The 18,817-nt window shown below is 33.9% G+C and carries 16 protein-coding genes; 1 reads left to right on the top strand and 15 read right to left on the bottom strand.

What is annotated here, in order from left to right; all coding sequences use genetic code 11:
• Positions 1-72 precede the first annotated feature (72 nt).
• The 12 genes from H593_RS19520 to H593_RS0115640 all read right to left on the bottom strand — a co-directional run bounded on the left by H593_RS19520 (position 73) and on the right by H593_RS0115640 (position 13,790).
• A complete protein-coding gene (locus tag H593_RS19520; RefSeq protein WP_051229780.1) occupies positions 73-882 on the bottom strand; it encodes a transglutaminase domain-containing protein in 810 nt (269 codons plus the stop codon).
• Between the two features lie 123 nt (positions 883-1,005).
• Positions 1,006-2,142, bottom strand: coding sequence for a glycosyltransferase (locus tag H593_RS0115690; protein WP_037052715.1), 1,137 nt, complete (start codon positions 2,140-2,142; stop codon positions 1,006-1,008).
• On the bottom strand, positions 2,139-3,239 hold the full coding sequence (locus H593_RS0115685) for a glycosyltransferase family 4 protein (protein WP_028873287.1): 1,101 nt from the start codon (positions 3,237-3,239) through the stop codon (positions 2,139-2,141). Before H593_RS0115685 ends, H593_RS0115690 begins: the two co-directional genes overlap by 4 nt.
• Positions 3,236-4,564 carry a glycosyltransferase family 2 protein gene (locus H593_RS0115680; protein ID WP_028873286.1) on the bottom strand — a complete coding sequence of 443 codons (1,329 nt, stop codon included), beginning with the start codon at positions 4,562-4,564 and terminating at the stop codon, positions 3,236-3,238. The genes H593_RS0115685 and H593_RS0115680 overlap by 4 nt, the downstream gene beginning before the upstream one ends.
• 38 nt (positions 4,565-4,602) lie before the next feature.
• Positions 4,603-5,688: a glycosyltransferase family 4 protein gene (locus H593_RS0115675; protein WP_084142354.1), complete on the bottom strand. Its 1,086-nt coding sequence runs from the start codon at positions 5,686-5,688 to the stop codon at positions 4,603-4,605.
• Positions 5,689-5,694: 6 nt separating this feature from the next.
• Positions 5,695-6,738, bottom strand: a complete 1,044-nt coding sequence (locus H593_RS0115670; protein WP_157588906.1) for a glycosyltransferase family 4 protein — start codon at positions 6,736-6,738, stop codon at positions 5,695-5,697.
• Between the two features lie 194 nt (positions 6,739-6,932).
• Entirely contained in the window at positions 6,933-7,607 is a 675-nt protein-coding gene (locus H593_RS20230; RefSeq protein WP_028873283.1) for a class I SAM-dependent methyltransferase, read from the bottom strand.
• Positions 7,608-7,772: 165 nt separating this feature from the next.
• The gene (locus H593_RS0115660; protein WP_028873282.1) at positions 7,773-8,948 is read right to left on the bottom strand and encodes a glycosyltransferase family 4 protein; all 1,176 of its coding nucleotides are present in this window, start codon (positions 8,946-8,948) and stop codon (positions 7,773-7,775) included.
• A 97-nt stretch (positions 8,949-9,045) separates the two neighbouring features.
• Complete coding sequence (locus tag H593_RS20225; RefSeq protein ID WP_028873281.1) at positions 9,046-10,251, bottom strand: glycosyltransferase family 4 protein; 1,206 nt, start codon at positions 10,249-10,251, stop codon at positions 9,046-9,048.
• A 54-nt stretch (positions 10,252-10,305) separates the two neighbouring features.
• Complete coding sequence (locus H593_RS0115650) at positions 10,306-11,706, bottom strand: asparagine synthase-related protein (protein WP_028873280.1); 1,401 nt, start codon at positions 11,704-11,706, stop codon at positions 10,306-10,308.
• A 1-nt stretch (position 11,707) separates the two neighbouring features.
• On the bottom strand, positions 11,708-12,793 hold the full coding sequence (locus H593_RS0115645) for a glycosyltransferase (protein WP_028873279.1): 1,086 nt from the start codon (positions 12,791-12,793) through the stop codon (positions 11,708-11,710).
• A 55-nt stretch (positions 12,794-12,848) separates the two neighbouring features.
• Positions 12,849-13,790, bottom strand: coding sequence for a glycosyltransferase family 2 protein (locus tag H593_RS0115640; RefSeq protein WP_028873278.1), 942 nt, complete (start codon positions 13,788-13,790; stop codon positions 12,849-12,851).
• A 695-nt stretch (positions 13,791-14,485) separates the two neighbouring features.
• On the opposite strand from H593_RS0115640, the gene H593_RS0115630 reads away from it, so the two are divergent.
• On the top strand, positions 14,486-15,214 hold the full coding sequence (locus H593_RS0115630) for a class I SAM-dependent methyltransferase (RefSeq protein ID WP_028873277.1): 729 nt from the start codon (positions 14,486-14,488) through the stop codon (positions 15,212-15,214).
• Here the strand turns inward: H593_RS0115630 and H593_RS0115625 are convergent.
• The 3 genes from H593_RS0115625 to H593_RS0115615 form a co-directional block, all read right to left on the bottom strand.
• Positions 15,207-16,355, bottom strand: a complete 1,149-nt coding sequence (locus H593_RS0115625; RefSeq protein ID WP_028873276.1) for a glycosyltransferase family 4 protein — start codon at positions 16,353-16,355, stop codon at positions 15,207-15,209. The two genes, H593_RS0115630 and H593_RS0115625, sit on opposite strands and share 8 nt — an antisense overlap.
• Positions 16,356-16,892: 537 nt before the next feature.
• Positions 16,893-18,140 carry a glycosyltransferase family 4 protein gene (locus H593_RS0115620; protein WP_028873275.1) on the bottom strand — a complete coding sequence of 416 codons (1,248 nt, stop codon included), beginning with the start codon at positions 18,138-18,140 and terminating at the stop codon, positions 16,893-16,895.
• 12 nt (positions 18,141-18,152) lie between these two features.
• On the bottom strand, positions 18,153-18,815 hold the full coding sequence (locus H593_RS0115615; protein WP_051229779.1) for a class I SAM-dependent methyltransferase: 663 nt from the start codon (positions 18,813-18,815) through the stop codon (positions 18,153-18,155).
• Positions 18,816-18,817 lie beyond the last annotated feature (2 nt).

The raw sequence follows: 18,817 nt of genomic DNA, 5'->3' as shown, positions 1-18,817 counted from the left end.
AAATTAATGCTAAATTTTATAAGATGTCTTAAATTTAAAAGCGCTGCTGTAAACTATAAATTTCAGTAATCTTCAACTAAAGATCTCTTTATAATTATTTAATGGAAAGCGATAATGATAGCTTTTTCCAAGAAGAAATATCACAAAATGAGTCACAAATACGGGAATATGAGGTCGTGTGCGTTTTAAAAAAGCGTCATAAGTCTTGTTGGAGTAATTGCAAATTAAAAATGCAATGGTATCGTGATGTAAATAATTTTTAGTGATATTCTTTTCATCTACAGCTTTGGCATCATTAAAGCTCTTAAAATAAATGCCGCCTTGTTCTGGAAAAAAGGCATAAAGCTCTAATACCGATAATGGTGCCTCTTTATTTTTGTTATAAAAAAACAAACTGTAAGACACATCAATTAAAATCCACTTATTTAAAGACTTAGAAAAAAACTCGTTGAAGGAGTGCCCTCCATAAGTTGTGCTAAATGGTGCACGTGTATTTCCCCATTCACGTACTTGTATGTTATTAATCACACAAAAATTATTAAAGATTTGAGCGATATCACTACAAACACCACCTTTACCATCGAGCATTATTCTTAAAGCTTCTTCAGAAGGCTCACTTAATCCAGGCCCACCTTTAATATTGTTTTGTAACCAAATACTTAACTGTTTGACCACATCAAGATCATTTTTTGGTGTACCATCCTTAAAAATCATGGCATTGACTTCTTTGAAATAATCAGGAATGTCATTAATCTTATTTTTGACATTGTAAGATTGCTCTTCAATATTCTCGATACTAGAATTTTTAGATAATAGTTTAAAACGCGCTTTATATAAAAACGGATGCCGCTTAAAAAACCAAGAAATCCTATTTAAAATCATTTGTAATTTATAAATTAATAGCAGAATGCTAAATGTAATTTTTTTTTTTTGTTGCACCTAATATTCTCAGTTATCTAATACTATTTTGCTCTAAAATCAAAAATATTGACATTATTTATATCATTAGTAATTGCTTAATAATTCGTATTTAAGTCTGTCATTATAATGAGTGTATGTAAACTTTAAAAATTGATCCTCTCGAGAATGGATCATATTCAAATAACTTTCTGTTGATAAATTCAATAGTTTTCTTATTTGAGTAACTAGGTTTTCTAAGGTTATGGGATACAACAGAAAGCCATTGACGTCCTCACTTATATACTGTGCAATTGACGAAAGATTAGACACTATTGGTAAACACCCATAATTCATGGCTTCAGAGATGACTTTAGGAAATCCCTCTGATGCAGATGGCAACACAATAGCATGAGATTGCTTATAAATAGCATGAACCTCTGTTCTAGACAAAAATCCATGGAAAATAAAATGTAACTCACTGCGCTTAGTTTTATTCAGGTAGTGTTCCAAGTCATTCCCATCTCCAACAATATGGATCGCTTTAAGTTTAGAGGCTTCCGCAGTAGTTAAAGACAATAGCGCTTCAATAAAAAGGTCTAGCCCTTTTTCACGCTCTAATCGTCCCACAAAACACAGACTGATGTCTTGACCCTCTAAAGACTTATGCTTTCTAGTTTCCTGCCCCTTTTTAAGTTCTTCGGAAGTTAAACACGGGTTCTCAAAGCTGAGACATTGAGGCGGTTGATCCTCCCAAAACCCATTAATAGTCACTTTACGTTTTTGGTTTTTTAATAGCCAACGTTGAAAACTATAGGCTAAAGGCGCATTGTCCTGTTTCCAGTTACCTGCATACTTAAACCAGCCTTTTTTAGAACTAAAAAGCAACAGATAAGGCATCACGAACACACCAATGCCTGTTGGTGCTCTAAACTGAAAGTAATCGGTCTTATTAATTTCAGAATTAATTATTTTTAACACGGTAGGTGCGCGCCAAACAATGGCTAATTTATCTTTAATCCCTTGACCTCCTAAAGCTGGCAGCGCCACAAACCGAATCCTATTTGACGTATATGGCATAGCGCTTAGAGGCGCTGCAGTATCATGCAACATAGCGACATGAACAATATGATCAAAAACCGCTAGCAAGTGATTGATTTCGGTGACTGTAGACCCCAAACCTACAAAGGTACCGTCTTGAGTTTTATAATGCTCTGTATGTGAAATTATGGTTAAGGTACTCATTCCAAAAGCGCTAAATATTGGTTGATAATTAGTGTCCAATCATGTTGTTGTGCCCATTTTTTTGCCTCCATACGATAGGTTGCTTTATGAGACAAGATCGTAACAAGAGCGGTCTCAAAATCTTTAGTAGAATTCCCATTGATCAAGAGACCAGAATGCCCATCAGATATGGCATCTTCAATCCCGCAACCCTTCGCCCCTATGGCAGGAATACCTAAAGCATTAGCCTCTAAAATAGCAATCCCAAAACCTTCAACATCTCCAGTTACACTCTCTGAACTCAGCATGACAAAGAGGTCTGTCGCCCCAAGCATTTGCTTTAGAATAGCAGCACTAACACTCCCATGAAATGTGACGTATGACCCCACATGTAAAGCTTCCGCCTCTTTGATAAAGTATTCCGCTTCGGTTGGAATCCCCACACAGTGATAATGAAGTTCAGGGAACCGTTTCACAAGCTCAGGCAAGCGCTTTATCACGTTAAGTTGTCCTTTCCTAGAACTTACACGACCAACAGTGATCAAGCTAGGTTGCCCTTTTAAAGGCTGTTGTGCTATATTAGCTGACCATTGGTCTACATCAATACCATTGGGGATCACGACCACCTTTTTATTTAAGTGAGCCACAAGGCCTTTTGTATAATTTGATACGGCCACAATCGTATTGAATTTCTGTAATGCCAAGTCTATTGATTTCCGAAGAAAAAAAGATTTCAAGTTCACTTCTGTTCCATGAATAATAGCCATAGTCTTCGCCGCTTTACGAACATTTAAAAAGCCAATATTCCAAAGTGAGAATTTACCAGTCGCTATAATGTGAGAGGCTGTCCTGCACCGCTTCCTAGTCGTTAGGATACGCTGGAGATACATAAAAGAACGCCGCCTAGTGCGTTTAATTCTTGTGACTAGAAATGGAAGTGCTGTATCAAAATCACGTTCTTCATCTCCTGTAATTGAGCGCTGATCGGCAATGACCTCAACCCGATAATGTCGCTTAGATAAATATAATGCTAAATTATAAGCATGATTGCCGATACCTCCAGGTTGGGGCGGAAACTCTGAGGTTATGATAAGAATATCTGTAGTTTCTAGAGTCACGTTAACTGTTCTATCAATGGTCCTAATTTTATTTTTTTACTCGCAAGGTGCCATGATTTAAAAACTTGATAAATCACCAAAGGCAGAATCAATACACTAACGAGAACACCAAGCAAAAGCATAGGTTTATTCTTTTTAAACTGATAAGGCAAAATAGATAGAGGGATCATACGTAATAGGGCTAATTTGGATGCTTTGCTTCCAAAATAGCGTCTAAAAAAATACAAGACGCTTGGGATTGGTCGAGGCGCAAAAAAGTTAGATGGTCTAAAAGCATCCCAACTTCCCATGTCTCGTAAGCCACCTTCTCCTGCCTTAACATCAATGCAAGAAGCTTTGGGGTTTGATATGCTTTTAATATCTGCCAAATACAAACGCAATCCAAATTCGCCATCACCCATGCGTTGCTTTTCAAATTGTCTATCAAAAAGTCCTATTGTTTTACATATATCTCGGTAAAACATAGCATTTCCGGTAGCAAATTGTGAGGCTACAGCGAAAAAAGAGCGCTCTTTAGGCAATGGTTGTCCTTCTGGATAGAAAACACCTGCAGATACTTGAACTTTAAAGTAATCTAAACATTTTAAATGCTCAGAAAGCCAATTGGACTGGATACGTACGTCATCTTCAGACAAGGCGATAATTTCTCCTTTAGCATGTCTAATCGCAGTGTTTCTTGCCAACCATAAAGCCTTTTCCTCTTGTTTTATGAGTCGAATATCCAATTCGAAATCATTATAAAACAGTCCATTAAATGGATCTGATTGATCCACCACAATCACTTCAAAATTTTTGTAATCTTGTTGTTCCAAATCTTTAAGGACATCTTGCAAATAAGTATATCTATTCAATGTTGGAATGACGATACTTACTTTAGGACTATCGGTAATCAATGCTGATTTAAAATTCCTATAGTCATCGTCATATATAGAAACACCCTTAATTAGGACTCTATTAACAGGTCTTGTTTTATACCAACCGCTAAGTTCTATGAATGGATTTTTTAACGAAAATAAGCGCAGCAGCAGCACATAAAACACCCATGTTTGATTAAAATATTTTCTTATAAAATGGTAATTATCCTTAATAGAAACACCTTCAAAATCAGAGTAGGTACTCACGTCACCAACGTAACCGTTTTGAATGGCTTGCCATGAGAGATCGTATTGTTTAGCGAGATGAGATTCAAAATCGCTATCGCCATCCAATTGCTCTATAACCGCATTTGGCAAGCTTTCAACCATAGGAAACACAGACCGCCCAGTTTTGGTATACAACTGAAAGTAATGCGTAGGTTGAAGATATTTTAAAAAATCGAAAGGCATTTTATGGGTTTAGCTCTACTATTAAGATCGTATTAAATTTATTTTTGGTCTAAAATTACAGATTTCACCTTGTTATAAATGATGTCTTTTTCAAACGTTTTATTATAAAGAGCTTCAAAATAGTCTGATGAAAACCCTTTATTGTCTAAATATGGCTGTAATTTATTGATTAATTCTTGAACCGAGTGTGGATCAAAACTAAAATCCTCAATAAAAAATGTCTGAGTGTCAATAAAATCGAGTGCGCCAAAAGATTTTGAAACTAAAACTGGCGTCCCTAAAGCCATGGCTTCTATAAAAACCAAGCCAAAAGCCTCATGAAAACTAGGCAATACAACCACATCCATCGCATTATAAAAAGTAGTCATCTCATCAACATTTAACAAGCCTAAAAAAACAACCTCGTCCTCTAAATGCAAAGCGCTAACCAATTGTTGCAATTGAACGCGATAAGGCCCTTGTCCTGCAATGAATAATCGTATGGGTAGACTACACGTTTGTTTTATTTGGTATACCGCTTCAATGACGAGCTTATGATTTTTATCTGCCACCAACCGCCCTGGACAACCAATAGTAAGTCCAGTAGCTATGGTTTCTATCTCTAAGGTTTGTGAATTTGAGTGATGGTTATGAATAGTCGTCCAAAAAGGTATCGCACAAATTCGGTCTTTAGGGACTTTATAAACGGTATGCATCTCTGTTTGCAACTGTTTCGAATTTGCAATGACCAGATTGGCTCTGTTTAAATAAAAAGTCTTATTTATTTTCTTTAAAAAACTCGGTTTAGTATGACCAAAAGCGGTGTGAAACCAAGCGATATTATGTGCCACGCCTAATAAACGACCAAACAAAATAGCAGGATTAATATAACTAAAGTTTGAAATGATGACATCTGGGCGAATCGTTCTAATAATTTTAAAAATAGAATAATAATTGGTTAAAAAACCACCACGCTTTTCTCCATAAACTTGTACACCATGTTGTTCAAAATAAGCTGTATTATGTTTTAAATAAAAATTGAATACTTCAAAATCATCAGCATGCAAACGCCTTGACAATTCCTGAAAAAACTGTGACAGTAAGCCTTTATTGTGGGTGTATAAGATTAAGATTTTCAATGCCATATTATTTTATTTTTTAATAAGTAATAAAAGCATTTTTATGATATCGCTCATGGAAAAATTATTCGCATATAGGGCTTTAAAATATTGAGAAGGCTTTTTATAAGTGAATGCATCGATAATTTTATTTTTTAAATCTACCACATCCAACGGACTAAAAGTCATATGAGACACATCCTCTTTAATATAATCCAAGGCTCCAAAACGATTGGACACTAAAGTATTACAACCAGATGCTAGCGCTTCTATTAGAACTAATCCAAAAGCCTCGTTAAGGCTGGGCAAAACAATCAAATCCATTTTAAAATAAAAATCTGCCATCTCCTCTTTTGACAATGTTCCTAAATGGAGTATTTGATCTTTATAAGCTTCATAAAGTACATGATTAAAAAGAAAATTATTTTGTACAGCACCAACAAAAACTACGACATAATTATCGTTTTTTAATGCATCCAAAACCTCTAGTAATACCTTTTGGTTTTTATCTGGATGCAAGCGACCAGGACAACCGATATATACTTTACCGTCTATCTTATCTAAATTGATTTCCTTTTTAATTGTGGAAGATACTGCTGTTGTAAAAGGGAAGTTATGTACTTTGATAGACTTTTGACGATAATCTGTTATGACTTCATTCTTCAATTCTATGGAGTTGGTAATGATATCAGAAGCTAGATTTAAAAATTTGGATTTAATATAAACGTTGTACCACTTAAAATCCATTTGCTTTTTAAGCGTATGAAACCATACCATATTATGTTTTACACCTAATAGCTTGCCAAATAGTAAAGCTGGATTCACATAACTAAAATTGGATAGAATAACGTCTGGTTTTTCTTGTCTAACAATACGATATACATTAGTATAATTTGTGAAATAACCTTTCTTTTTTTTTACGATGACTTTGACATCATCTATAAGCCTTTCGCTGACTGTTGATTTAAAAGAAAAGCTAACCACCTCATGACCATCTTCGAATAGTTTTACTGACAACTCGTGAAAGAAACTAGAAAGATACCCACGATTATATGTATGAAATAGGAGAATTTTCAAGAGCTTAATGTTTACTGTTTCTATCACTAGGAAAATATTCCTTCCAGACCTGTTCTAGTTTCAAAAAACTACAAAGAGTTTGGTCAGTAAAATTATTTCTCGTTTTCATTGCTAAAAAATTAGATTTACTTTTAAAAAACTTTAAATCTTATTATTCTTTTCTTGTTCAAATGCTGTCTGATATTAAATCTAAACTAAACTTTTGTAAACTTCAACATAATTTGTTGTGTATCAGAATTCTTTTTAGTGTCATGCCCCAATTCTAACATACTCCCCATAACAAGGACTTCCATACCATTTTTAGCAGCCAAGTTATTATAGAATTCTTGGCTTCTAAAAACCACGGGGAATTCTACCCAATTGCCATCCTCAAAATCGTCCATGTTTACATTGGCATAGAATGCCCCATTTTTCGCCAATGATTTAGCTACAAATTGAAAACAACTTGCTGCGATGTCATCTTCCAAATGGAATAAAACAGAAAATGCAAACATAACGTTGAACTGCGCGTCAAGGTCTACTTCTGAAAAATGATCGAATGAAATTAAATTTGGTTTTTTATCTTCTAGTTTGGCTGCTTTTATCTCTTTCCTGCCTTCGTCTAAAACTTGATCCCTTACATCCATACCATAATAATTACCTTTATTGAGATATTGAATCATTGGGATGCCGCCTCTAAGCGTTCCGCAGCCAATATCCATAAGCGTATCCGTTTTTTGTAATCCTTGATCTAAAAGAAATTGAAATTGAAATTCGCGTGTATATTTCCATACATTAGGAGCTCCAACAAGGGCGTGTCTAATTTCTTGTTTAGACTTTACGATTTTCTTTAAGGTTGTTCTAACCAAAAAAAGTGTTTTATTGAACATCTTGTATATATTTTAAATAATTGCTATTTGACAAATGATAACAATATACATCGTTTTATTTTTATTTATAAGCCTCCACCACCAAATAAAAAGCTGAATTATATATTGCATGATAATAGAAGAAGCAGGTATTCCTGTTTTTATATAAAAAAAGTGCTTTAACTATTAACTGCCATAAAAATTAATAAACTCCTCCCGTTGCTTAGAAACGTTAAAATCTTTTTGCACCCGATTGATTGCGGTCTTTTTTAAACCTATTTTTTGATGGCTTGGTAAATATAATAGTTTTTCAATAGTCCTTGCTAACACCTCAGGTTTTCTCTTTGGGATCACAAAACCCGTGATCCCATCCATGACATTTTCTGCTAAACCTTCAGCATTACTAACGACGCATAACAAGCCCATAGCTTGCGCTTCCAGTACCGCATTACAAAAGCCTTCTTGAATACTGTACTGCACATAAACATCACTGGCAATCATATACTCTTTTACAGCTTTAGGTGTCTGTTTACCGACAAAACGAACCTCGGCACTAATCCCTAATTGATGGGCTGCGAATAGCAAGCGCTCTAGCTCGTCTCCTGTCCCAATAACGGTATATTCAAAAGCGACTCCTCGTCTTTTCAAAACCGCCATAGCTTCTAGCGTATACTCTAATCCTTTTTTCCAATGTAAACGAGCCACCGTTAGAATTCGCAATGTACTTGACGTCGTCTGTGAATGACCTGCCTTAAAAAGCGAGGTATCAATGGCTGGTGTGATTACATGTATTTGTGTGCCATCGACGCCTTTTGCGATTAAGTCTGCTTTCATCTCTAGTGATAGCACATGGTAAGTCACTGCTTTTTTAAATAATAGACTATAGTAATTTTCTCTGTTTAAAGGCGACAAATACAGATCAAAACCCCTAAAACTCACAGCCATTTTTGCACGCATTGCTTTCGCCAAATTTTCTTTTCCAACCGCTACAGTACCAAATCCAAAATGGAGCCAATCCAACTTTTTAGACATAATAAACTGTTGAGAAAGGAGGTTTTTAAAACAAGTAGCCCATCTTTTACCATCACTCCTATCCAATTCAAATAGCGTTTTACTTCGGAAAGGAGCGCTGAACACTAGTTGTAACAGGGCTTTAAAAACTGAGACACTTTTTGAAAAAATACGCCCATTAAATGGAGGAGAAACAAACACTTCACAAGGTAAAACTTCCTCTTTTTTTGGAGGATAGAATACAAATAGAAGCACCTCAAAACCATTGGCCTGCAAGCCCTTAATTTTACTCCTAAAAAATGTTTCAGAGTAACCAGGAACAGATAATAAGACCAACCCTATTCGTTGCATATGATGTATAATTTTATAACTAGTATCAGGCTATTTGAATGTATGAGGTTTACTCTTTATAGTAAAATAGTCCTGTACAAATGTCTTATTTTTATTTTTAATTTAAAACCTCCTGATACAAACGTATCATTCTGGAAGTCATTTGATTCTCGGTATGCTGATCTGCAATTGTATTTTGAGCAGATTTCAAAATCTCTAATTTACGTTCTAATGAAAGCGTGGCAATCTGCGTTACTGCGTTTGCTATGGCTTCCGATTGGCGAACAGGAACTAAAAACCCATTTTGAGAATCTGTAATAACTTCAGCCATACCACCACAATTGGCACTCAACACTAAAGTTCCTAATGCCATCGCTTCTAAAACTACATTAGCGATCCCTTCTTCAACACTTGGCAACAGCAGGATATCTGCATTTTGCATCATTTCTTTTACCGTTTCAAAAGGCTGTTGTTTACTTAAGCAAACCTCGTCTTGTAAGTTTAAATCGTGAACCTGATATATTAACTCGATAGCATTGCTGCCACCTATAATGGTGTATTTAAAAGAAAAACCAGCCTGCTTTAATATATGGCAAGCGTCTAAAGCATAGGTATAGCCTTTTTTCCAATGTGGCCGACCTACTGAAATGATCTGTAATGGAGTGCTTGTTCCTAATTCTAAATCCAGAACGTCCTTATCTGCTTTAATAGCAGCGTCAACTTGACTTTCAAATTCAGGTAAACCACTATAAATGACTTTAATCCGATCTGCAGGTGCACCGTATTTAGAGGCCTCTTTAGCAATTGCATGAGAGACCGCATGAAAACCATCTACTTGAGGAAAGTGTTGGCGATACATGGCTGCCAGTTCTAAATTAGCAATGGGCGAGTAATTAATATGAGCCCCTCGCAAACTCAGCACGAGTTTCATTCCAAACTCCTGAACCCACATCCAATCTCCTAAACCTTTTGCCCATTGCACATGAAACACATCCGGTTTATGCCACAATACAGGATAGCACTTTACTTTATCCAGTAGTCCATTTTTAGATTGGGTTTTTAATATTTTATCGAGGTGTTGTTTTTCTTTATGCTTAAATAGTAGCAATAAAAAACTGTAGGTTATCAGGTGTAATGCTTTGTCTAGTTTGTTGTTTTTATAGGCAAAAACTGAAATTGATTTGCTATAAGACACCTTTTTTTTACGGTATCCAAAAAGATATAGGTCACACCCTTTAGTAGACAAACCTGCGATCAGCCTTTCTATAAAAGTGGTACTCGGTATATCGCCAGAATAAATAGCTATTTTCAATGCTTTCTTCAAAAAAATGAGGTTAAAGCTTTAAAGTTAATAATCTTTTGGAGGTACAAAACATATTCAACAATTTTGATTCAGGTCTTCGACTAATTTATATTTAAAAAACAAAGATAGTGTTAACAGCATACTGACCGCATGGGAGTAAAAAACACGGTCTGTTTCTTTAAATAGGGTATAAAATTCTTTTCTAATAGTTATATTAACAAATTCATCTCCCTCAAAATCGTTAAACAACCAATGCTGTAATGCGGTATCATTATTTTTACCAATAAACTGTAATTCCCAATTACGTTGCACATAAGGTCTAGAAGCTGTTAAGCGCTGTAACTTACTTATAATACGGTAGGGTAAATTATATGGTATTTTATTAAACCGATAATTGTACAAATTAAAAGGGCGCTGTGCTTGCCAAGTCAATTTCGCTAAGGCTGGCATGCGCAATTTAATATAGGCTATTTGTATTTGTCGTCCTGCTAAATACTGCTCTGGAACACCACAAATAAAGTCACACATGCGTGCATCGTAATATGGGAGTGTAATGGGGCGTACGGCTTGAAAAACAGATAAATTAATACTGGTCCAACGCGGAGCCCAATACAAACTTTTAAATGCTCTTATTTGCGCATTTGCACTATTTGGTATATTGATATCAACTAATAAATTGGTAATACGCTTCTTAAAATAAGTAATAAAATCACCAGAGAAACCTTGAGACTCCCAAATACTTTCAGCTAAAAGCAGTCCATCTTTTTTTAATATTTTTTTTAACAGAAGGGCGACTTGTTCTTCTGTAGAACAATCTTCTGCTACCCCCATATCATCGAAAAGAACATCTCCCCAATGTCCTAAAGAAAACACATCTCCTAGAGACGCATACTGATCTTTAAATGCCATTTGCCGAGGGTGGGTAAATTCGGAATAGCAGTTATTTATTTCAGACAAAGACTTTATAACAGTCCACAAATACCCCTCAGGAACTTTAAAGTCTTGAAATGGAAAATCACAAGTTGCTGCGATACGCCTGCTATACTTGGTCTCATCATGTCCTCCTGTAAAGGCATAACTATAAGATTGTACAGGAATATTTAGATGCTTTAAGGCGACAGCTTGCGTTCTGCTGTCTAAACCACCGGATAGTGGGAGAATAACGTTTTTACCAGCTGTTTGTTCTTTGATAATTGTTTCAAACACATCGGCAAATTCGGCTACTATTTGTTTTAAAGGTCGCTCTTTAGGGGTATAGTGCCATTTAAAATAGGTCTTTTCAGAACGTATTGTTGTCCTTTTATCATCCAATTCGTAATGCCTTCCGGGCTTTAAAACCTCTAACCCTTTATAATAAGTATCGCCATCTAAAAAGAAACCCGCAGCTACGAATACGCAAATAGCCTCATAGTCTAAGTCTTGAGGCGTACCAACAAACTGTTGTTCTTGCGGAATAATATCTGTTGTAATCTTCATGTTATCGTTCCTGCTTTACAAGGTTTAAATATAAGTCTTCATGCCTCTTAATAAAAGTCTCTATTGAAAAATGTTTTACACAATAACGACGCAACTTCGCTCCTAATTTTTGTTGTTCATCTCCAGACATCGCATATATCATTTCTATTTTAGTCGCTAAAGCATTTGCGTCAAACAAAGAAAATAGCAACTCCGGAAAATCTTGAAGCACATAAGCAATTCCTGGAATATTAGAACCTAATACGGGTAATTGCATCGCCATGGCTTCCACTAAAGCCATTGGCATTCCTTCTTGTTTACTTGGTATGATGTATAAATCTGCTTCTGCTAATAAAGGTCTTACATCTAAATGCTTTCCTAAAAAAGAAACCCGTGTATCGAGATCTAAGTCTATGACCAATTGTTTGAGGGTCTGCACGTAATCATTTTGACGATCTCCAACGATATCTAATTGTACAGGCAAATGCTTAAGCAGGTGCATGGCTTGCAAAAGCAACTCTATATTTTTAACTGCCACCAAATTAGCCACAGTGATTAACTTAAACGTAGCATTCGTTTTAGCGACCTTAGCTATCTCCTTGTTATAATAAGTGGTATCTAAGCCAAAGGGAATGAGTTCTTGTTGTTTTTTATTCGGAAAAAAGGCTTTCATTTGCGTATTTACAGTGATCACGAATGCACTTAAATAACTTCTAATTTTCCAATGTATAGTGCCCCAACTCATGGCTTTTTTTGTGTATACGAAGGGTATTCTTGCGCGTTGACAAGCTAATGCTTCGCTCCAATCACTGCTGTAATGCCAGGAGTGCACAAGATCAACACTTTGAGCTTTTAAAAAATATTTAAAGGGCTGTACCCGTTTGAACACCGTATAATAAGGCCGTAATGGGACTGTAAATGGAATTATATGGATGGGTAAACCTAATGCCTTTATCTCCTTAAAAAAAAGACCTCTCCCATGATTACATACCACAGACACTTTAAAACGCTTTGGATCTAATTGATTAGCCAAATCATAAACCACCTTACCACTTCCTGCTGTATTAAAATTTGGAATGGTATAAAGTATGTGTAGTCTTCTAGGCATTTTAATAACATTTTAATCGCAATGTGTCACTATAAAAACTATGTTTTCAGGAACCCTATATCTGCTGTGGTTTAAATAAATATCTATTAATTCTTAAAAATTGTTTCCCAGATAGTACATTCAATTTATAGAGTTGTAAAGCTACACAAGCAATACTATAGTCTTTAAAACAAATATACTTTTTTTCATAAAACAAGGTTAAGTTTCGCTGTACCAAGTCTGTGTGTGTTTTACTTCCTGAACGCTCTAAATAACGTACACACAAAAAATAGTACCCCGAAACTAATGACACTTGGTATTTACTTAGCGCATCTGTTTGTAACAGTTTAGAAATAAATACATATACGGCATCACAAACGGGTAACACGAAATTTTTACGAAGGCGCATAGGTTTGGTCTGATAATAAAAATCTATTGGATTATTTACAACCGAATAGTCCGTGCTATTTTGTAGTGCTCTAATACTTAATTCAACATCTTGTAATCTCATTAATGATGGATTGAATTGTCCTATTTTTTTAAAAAAAGAACGATTCCATAAAATACATGACGTTTGCCATAAAAACTTTGCTGCCAAAAAATTGTTTAAATAATTTTCTTGAGTATGTATTTTTATAATTTTTTCTCCTTTCTCGTTTAAAATACTATAATTTATAAAAACTGCAAAATCATTAAATACTATCTGTCTATTGTGAACAAAATCATTACCGATGAAATCATCCGCATCTAAAAAAACCAACGTATCACTTTTAGCGATGTCAGCACCAAGATTTCTACAAACAGAGGCATTTGTTTTTTCTGTATTTAAGTACAGTTGCACTTTCTCACTCTGCAAGTTATCAATCCAATGCTTTACTTTTTTTTGTATTTCAAAATCAGACGTGTCATCTACAATTACCCAATCCCAAGAGGCTAGAGTTTGCGCTTGCAAACAGGTATAAATTCGCTGTAAACCCTCTAAATCATTATAATGTGGTGTAATAAAACTTAAACCCATAAGCAATTGGTTATTGTATAGAAAAGTCTTTACCCAAAAACTTTATTTATTAGTCTCCAAATATAAAAGGTTTATTGATTGTAACAAGAAATTTAAAAAAAATCCCTAACGGTAATGCATCTCATTTATCATTATAAGTTTGAAAGAGGTATAGAGGATCAATGCCTAACAACGCTCCTACTCCAGTTATAATCAGGATGGTTTCCTTTAAAATAGATTCGTCGTGTACATAATTCATTTCAACTATAATTAATCATAAAATATAGTTCAAATAAATATTAAACTTATATTTGAAATTCAATAGTTTTCATATTAAAACTATGAGCAATCAAATTAATTAGTTGACACCATTTTTTTGTTTTGGTACTATTGAAAATCGCCATAAACTAAAATTTGAAACCGGAGACTATAAAATAAATAGCGTGTTACACAAAACTAAAAACAAAGCGGAAACACTTCTTGGTTTTATAGTAAATAGAAGCCAATTAATATGCTGGAACTTGGCACTGCTCATGTTACAACCCGCTATTATTCGAATTTGATACTTTAGACATTATAAGCGTAAAATGCTTCTTTGCAAATTTAAAATAAGTAGCAGATCTCTTAAAAACGTCTTCGAATGAATATTAAATACACAGTCTTGGTTTGTTCCTTAGACTCACAATTGGATTTATAACTCAATAATAAAATATAAAATGAATAGTACTGATGATTTCTATTTAAAACGATGGAGTAAAAACGAGGACTGGACTAAAGTAGGACCCTCTAAACAGATTAGGCTCAATATACTGATCGACTTACTTGACCAGTATAAAATAAATAAAGACAGTAAAATCATTGATTTTGGATGTGGCTCTGGATGGATATTATACTATCTAAATAAATTAAATTTTAAAAATTTATACGGTTATGATGTCACACCAAGCACATTAGCACTAGTCGTCGAAAAGTTTCCTTTTATTACTAAAATATTTGGTTTGAATAACGAAACAGCCAATGATATCCCTACAATGTATTTTGATTTTTGCGTTTCTAGCGAAGTCTATGAACACGTTGAGCATCAGGAAAAAGAAAAATACTTACTAGAATTAAATGCAATAATGAAAATGAATAGTTATGTGTATTTAACCACCCCAAATGGTAATTACAAAAACAAGTATTTGAATGCACATAATCAACAACCAGTTGAAGATTGGGATGATCCAAAAAGAGTCGCTTATTTATTAGATAGAGCGGGATTTAAAATTTTAGAAAAAAGCTCTTTTCACATTAGACCAAAGTTTAGTTTTTTACACAAACTAATATTTGGGTACAAATCTTCTAAAGTTTTAGAACTAATTGGGCTTAAAACTCATCTTGAAAAATACTTTGAAAAAAGAATGTTAGGCCTCTGTACCTACTTCTTTTGTGAAAAGATTAATTAGTATAAACCGTTTCGTACATTTTTTTATACCTATCAATTTCTTTATCATAGTTTGAAATTAATACATTTTTACTTCTTCTTATACTCTCTTGCATTTCTGTGTTAAGTAATAATTCGTTTAACTTCAAAAACAAGTCTTGAGGATTAGCCATTTCAGCTAAAAGACCATCTACATTCTCTTGAAATATTTCAGGTATACCTCCAGCATCAGTAGTCACCGTAGGTACTCTATGTTTCAATGCTCTTAATAGAGTATTTGGTATACCTTCACTTAAGGAGCTTTGAAGATAAACAGTAGTTAAACTCAATAGCTCGTCTATTTCTTCTGATTTTAAATGCCCATGAAAAACAATAGTATCCTGCAAGTTATATTTTGCGATCCAATAATTAAGTTCATCTTTTTGGTCATTAGTGTAACTGCCACAAATATGATATGAAAAAGAAACACCACTAGATTTTAACAAATAAATAGCCTCCAATGCTATTTTATAACCTTTAGTCCAATGAAGACGACCAATTGTTAAAATCATGGGTCTATCATTTTCAACCTTATTAAGTTTTACAATGCTATCCGTTTCTACGCTTCTTCGAATAACAAAATAATTAATACCGATGGGGTTGAGAACTTTTAAATTTATTTTTAAATGATTGGAGACCAAATGCACATTTTTAATGGACTCTACGACTTTGATAACAAAGTTAGTCTCTTTTTTAGACCGTTTAGGCCTTACCAACAAATCCCCTCCCCGAAAGGAAACAATAGCTTTAATATTACAAACACTTAAAAAATTCAATAATGAAGGCTGTAACAACTGTATGTGATGGATATGAACAACATTAGGATTAATATCAATTAAAACAGAAAATCTACCAAAATAAAAAATAGCTTTTTTAAAATTAAAGCTTGTACTCCGTTTATATTTTCTGAAGGTTTTATAGCGAATTAAACCTCTTAACAAATACAAAAACCAATTAAATCTTTGATGAGCAACACTATACGTCTCAAATTCATTAGCTTGTTTTCTATTTGTAAAGGTAATTATAGCACATTTTACCCCAGAGAGTTCAAGTCTACTAATTAGCTTAGAATTATACAACTGACTTTCATTAGGAAAATCCACAAAAACATGTGCTATTTTCATTGTCTTTAAAAAATTATTTTGTTTAGATTATACGTTCAAGTCATCTAATTAAAAACACTTTAGAGAAATCTCAAGAAAGTGAAACCATTAAGATAAGTAGATCGATTAGAACACAAACTACACTCATAATCAAAATTAGATACCATTGACTAGAACGTTTCTGTATTATTAATACACTCCGATAAAATGAATTGTTCTTCAGATTAAGTTGTAAATATAAAATAATCAATGGCAAAATAAATGTATTATCAAATTAAAACATTTAATTATCCAGCTATGTTTTACATGGCGTATACCCTTTATATGAACAGTTTATTGAAGATACTGCTACTAATGAATTAAAGTATGGCATAATAAAGAACTTTTCCCTGTAGCTTGTTTAATACCTGAACGTAATTTCATCAATTTATCCCCTTATAAAAACAACACAGGTTTAGATGATAGGAATGTATCTTTTGACTATTCTCATTTAAATAATACGGGCAAAAGCACCTTCAGTGCCCAATAGACAAAGCGTCTTAGAAAGGCTAACTAAAACTAAGTGATCGTATTATAAATAGACAACAGTGCATCGGTGAGCACTTTATTATCATAATTTTTAACTACAAAATTTCGACCATTTTCACCGAACTCCGCTTTCTTATTTGGGTTTAAAATAAGCTGCACTAGCGCGCTAACAAAACCATCTATATCATTTTCTGCAATAACAAACCCACTCTTATTGGGCACTACCCCATACTTAATACCACCAACATCACTTACAATTACAGGAAGGCTCATTGCTTGTGCTTCTTGCACGACCAAGCCTTGCGTTTCTGCTCGACCCGTTTGCAGATCATATCGTCCTGGTAGGATAAAAACATCAGATTCTTGAAACCTTAACTTTATAGCCTCCTGTGACAATTTACCGTAAAACAAGACGTGCGCTTCTAGTTTATAACTTAGCACATCTTTATGTAATTGCTCGTTCATGGGGCCAGCTCCAATGAGATGCAAGCGTACAGTATTGCATCCTGACTCTACTAATTGTTTTATAATTTTAATCGCTAAATCCGGCCCTTTAAAAGGAATTAATCGTCCGCAAAAAACCACATCGAAATAGGCTGTATTTACTTTTTCTTGTTCCTTTTTAAAATAAGAAGTATCTAATCCTACTGGTAAAATATAACTCGGTTTATTGTGCGCATTAACTTGTTTTAATAACTGCTCTAAATAGGGCGTATTGACCGTAAAAGCATCTGCTTCTCTAAACAAATCACTGTATTGCTCTGCATACAACGGGAGCATATCGGGTGATAAATCATAACCATGAAAAGTATTAATAAGCTTTACTGACTTTGGTAGAACGCCTATTGCTTTTAATTGTGCTACACGATTTCCGTTCATACCAAAATGTGCATGTATTAACTCCCATTTATAAGGCACTAAAAACCACTGTGCCTCAAAAAAAAGACTTAGAGTATAGGCCTTCTTTCCGTATTTAAAACAATTAAGGGTTTTAAATAATACAGGCCATTTAATGCTATAAAAATGTTTGAATAGCCACTTGATAAATAAAACGAAACGGTGTACTTTAGATGCAGGAGGTTTAATAAAGTAATTTACATTTTCTAATAAATGATGCTTTTTTAGACTGTCGTGTATTAGTGTGTTTTCTAATTGCACATAGGCATATAATTGAACGGTATAACCAGCGTCTAACAAACCATTTATTTGATTCACAATAAAGGTTTCTGATACTGTAGGAAAGTATTTTACAATAAAGGCGATATGTTTATTCGACATTTAAGTAGATTTTTACTTTTTCTTATAAATATAGAAGTCAGCCATTGATGTTTGACTAGGATTAGAACTTTCAAATGGATATCTGTTCTTAATATATGTAATCTGCTCCCATTCATCGGAAACATTGTTATCAATCCATTTAGTAAACTTTCTACAACGAACATGTTTTGATATGTATCCGTGATAATTACTGGAGTAAATTATAACATAATTATTAGACATCCTGAATAGTTGTTGCATATAGGAATTATAAACCTCATTCTCGGTTAAATGAAAAATCACATCTAACGACAGTACCAAATCTGAAGATTTAGGATAATCCATTAAATCCTCTGTCAAATAAAATGATTTATTTACATCTTTCTCAAAGATAGATTTACATAGTTCAATCGCTGTTTCAGAAACATCATAACCGATATAACTTTGATAGTTAGCAAGCCTCAATTGATTACCATCGCCACACCCTAATTCAATTACTGACTGTATGTTATTTTCTTTTACAAAATTATTTAAAATATGAGCTTTAAATTCTGCTAATCTGCCATAACTACCAGATCCCGAATTACTATTATTTAGATATCTTTTCTCCCAATATTTTTCTGATACCACAAAGTCAGGTTCATATAAGTTTAAAGAAAACAATAGTTTTTTTATTTTATTTTTCAAATCACTCATTA

The sequence above is a fragment of the Psychroserpens burtonensis DSM 12212 genome, from assembly GCF_000425305.1.
GTDB lineage: Bacteria > Bacteroidota > Bacteroidia > Flavobacteriales > Flavobacteriaceae > Psychroserpens > Psychroserpens burtonensis.
The sequence above is the reverse complement of the archived record's forward strand: the minus strand, read 5'-3'. Positions and strand labels throughout refer to the sequence as shown.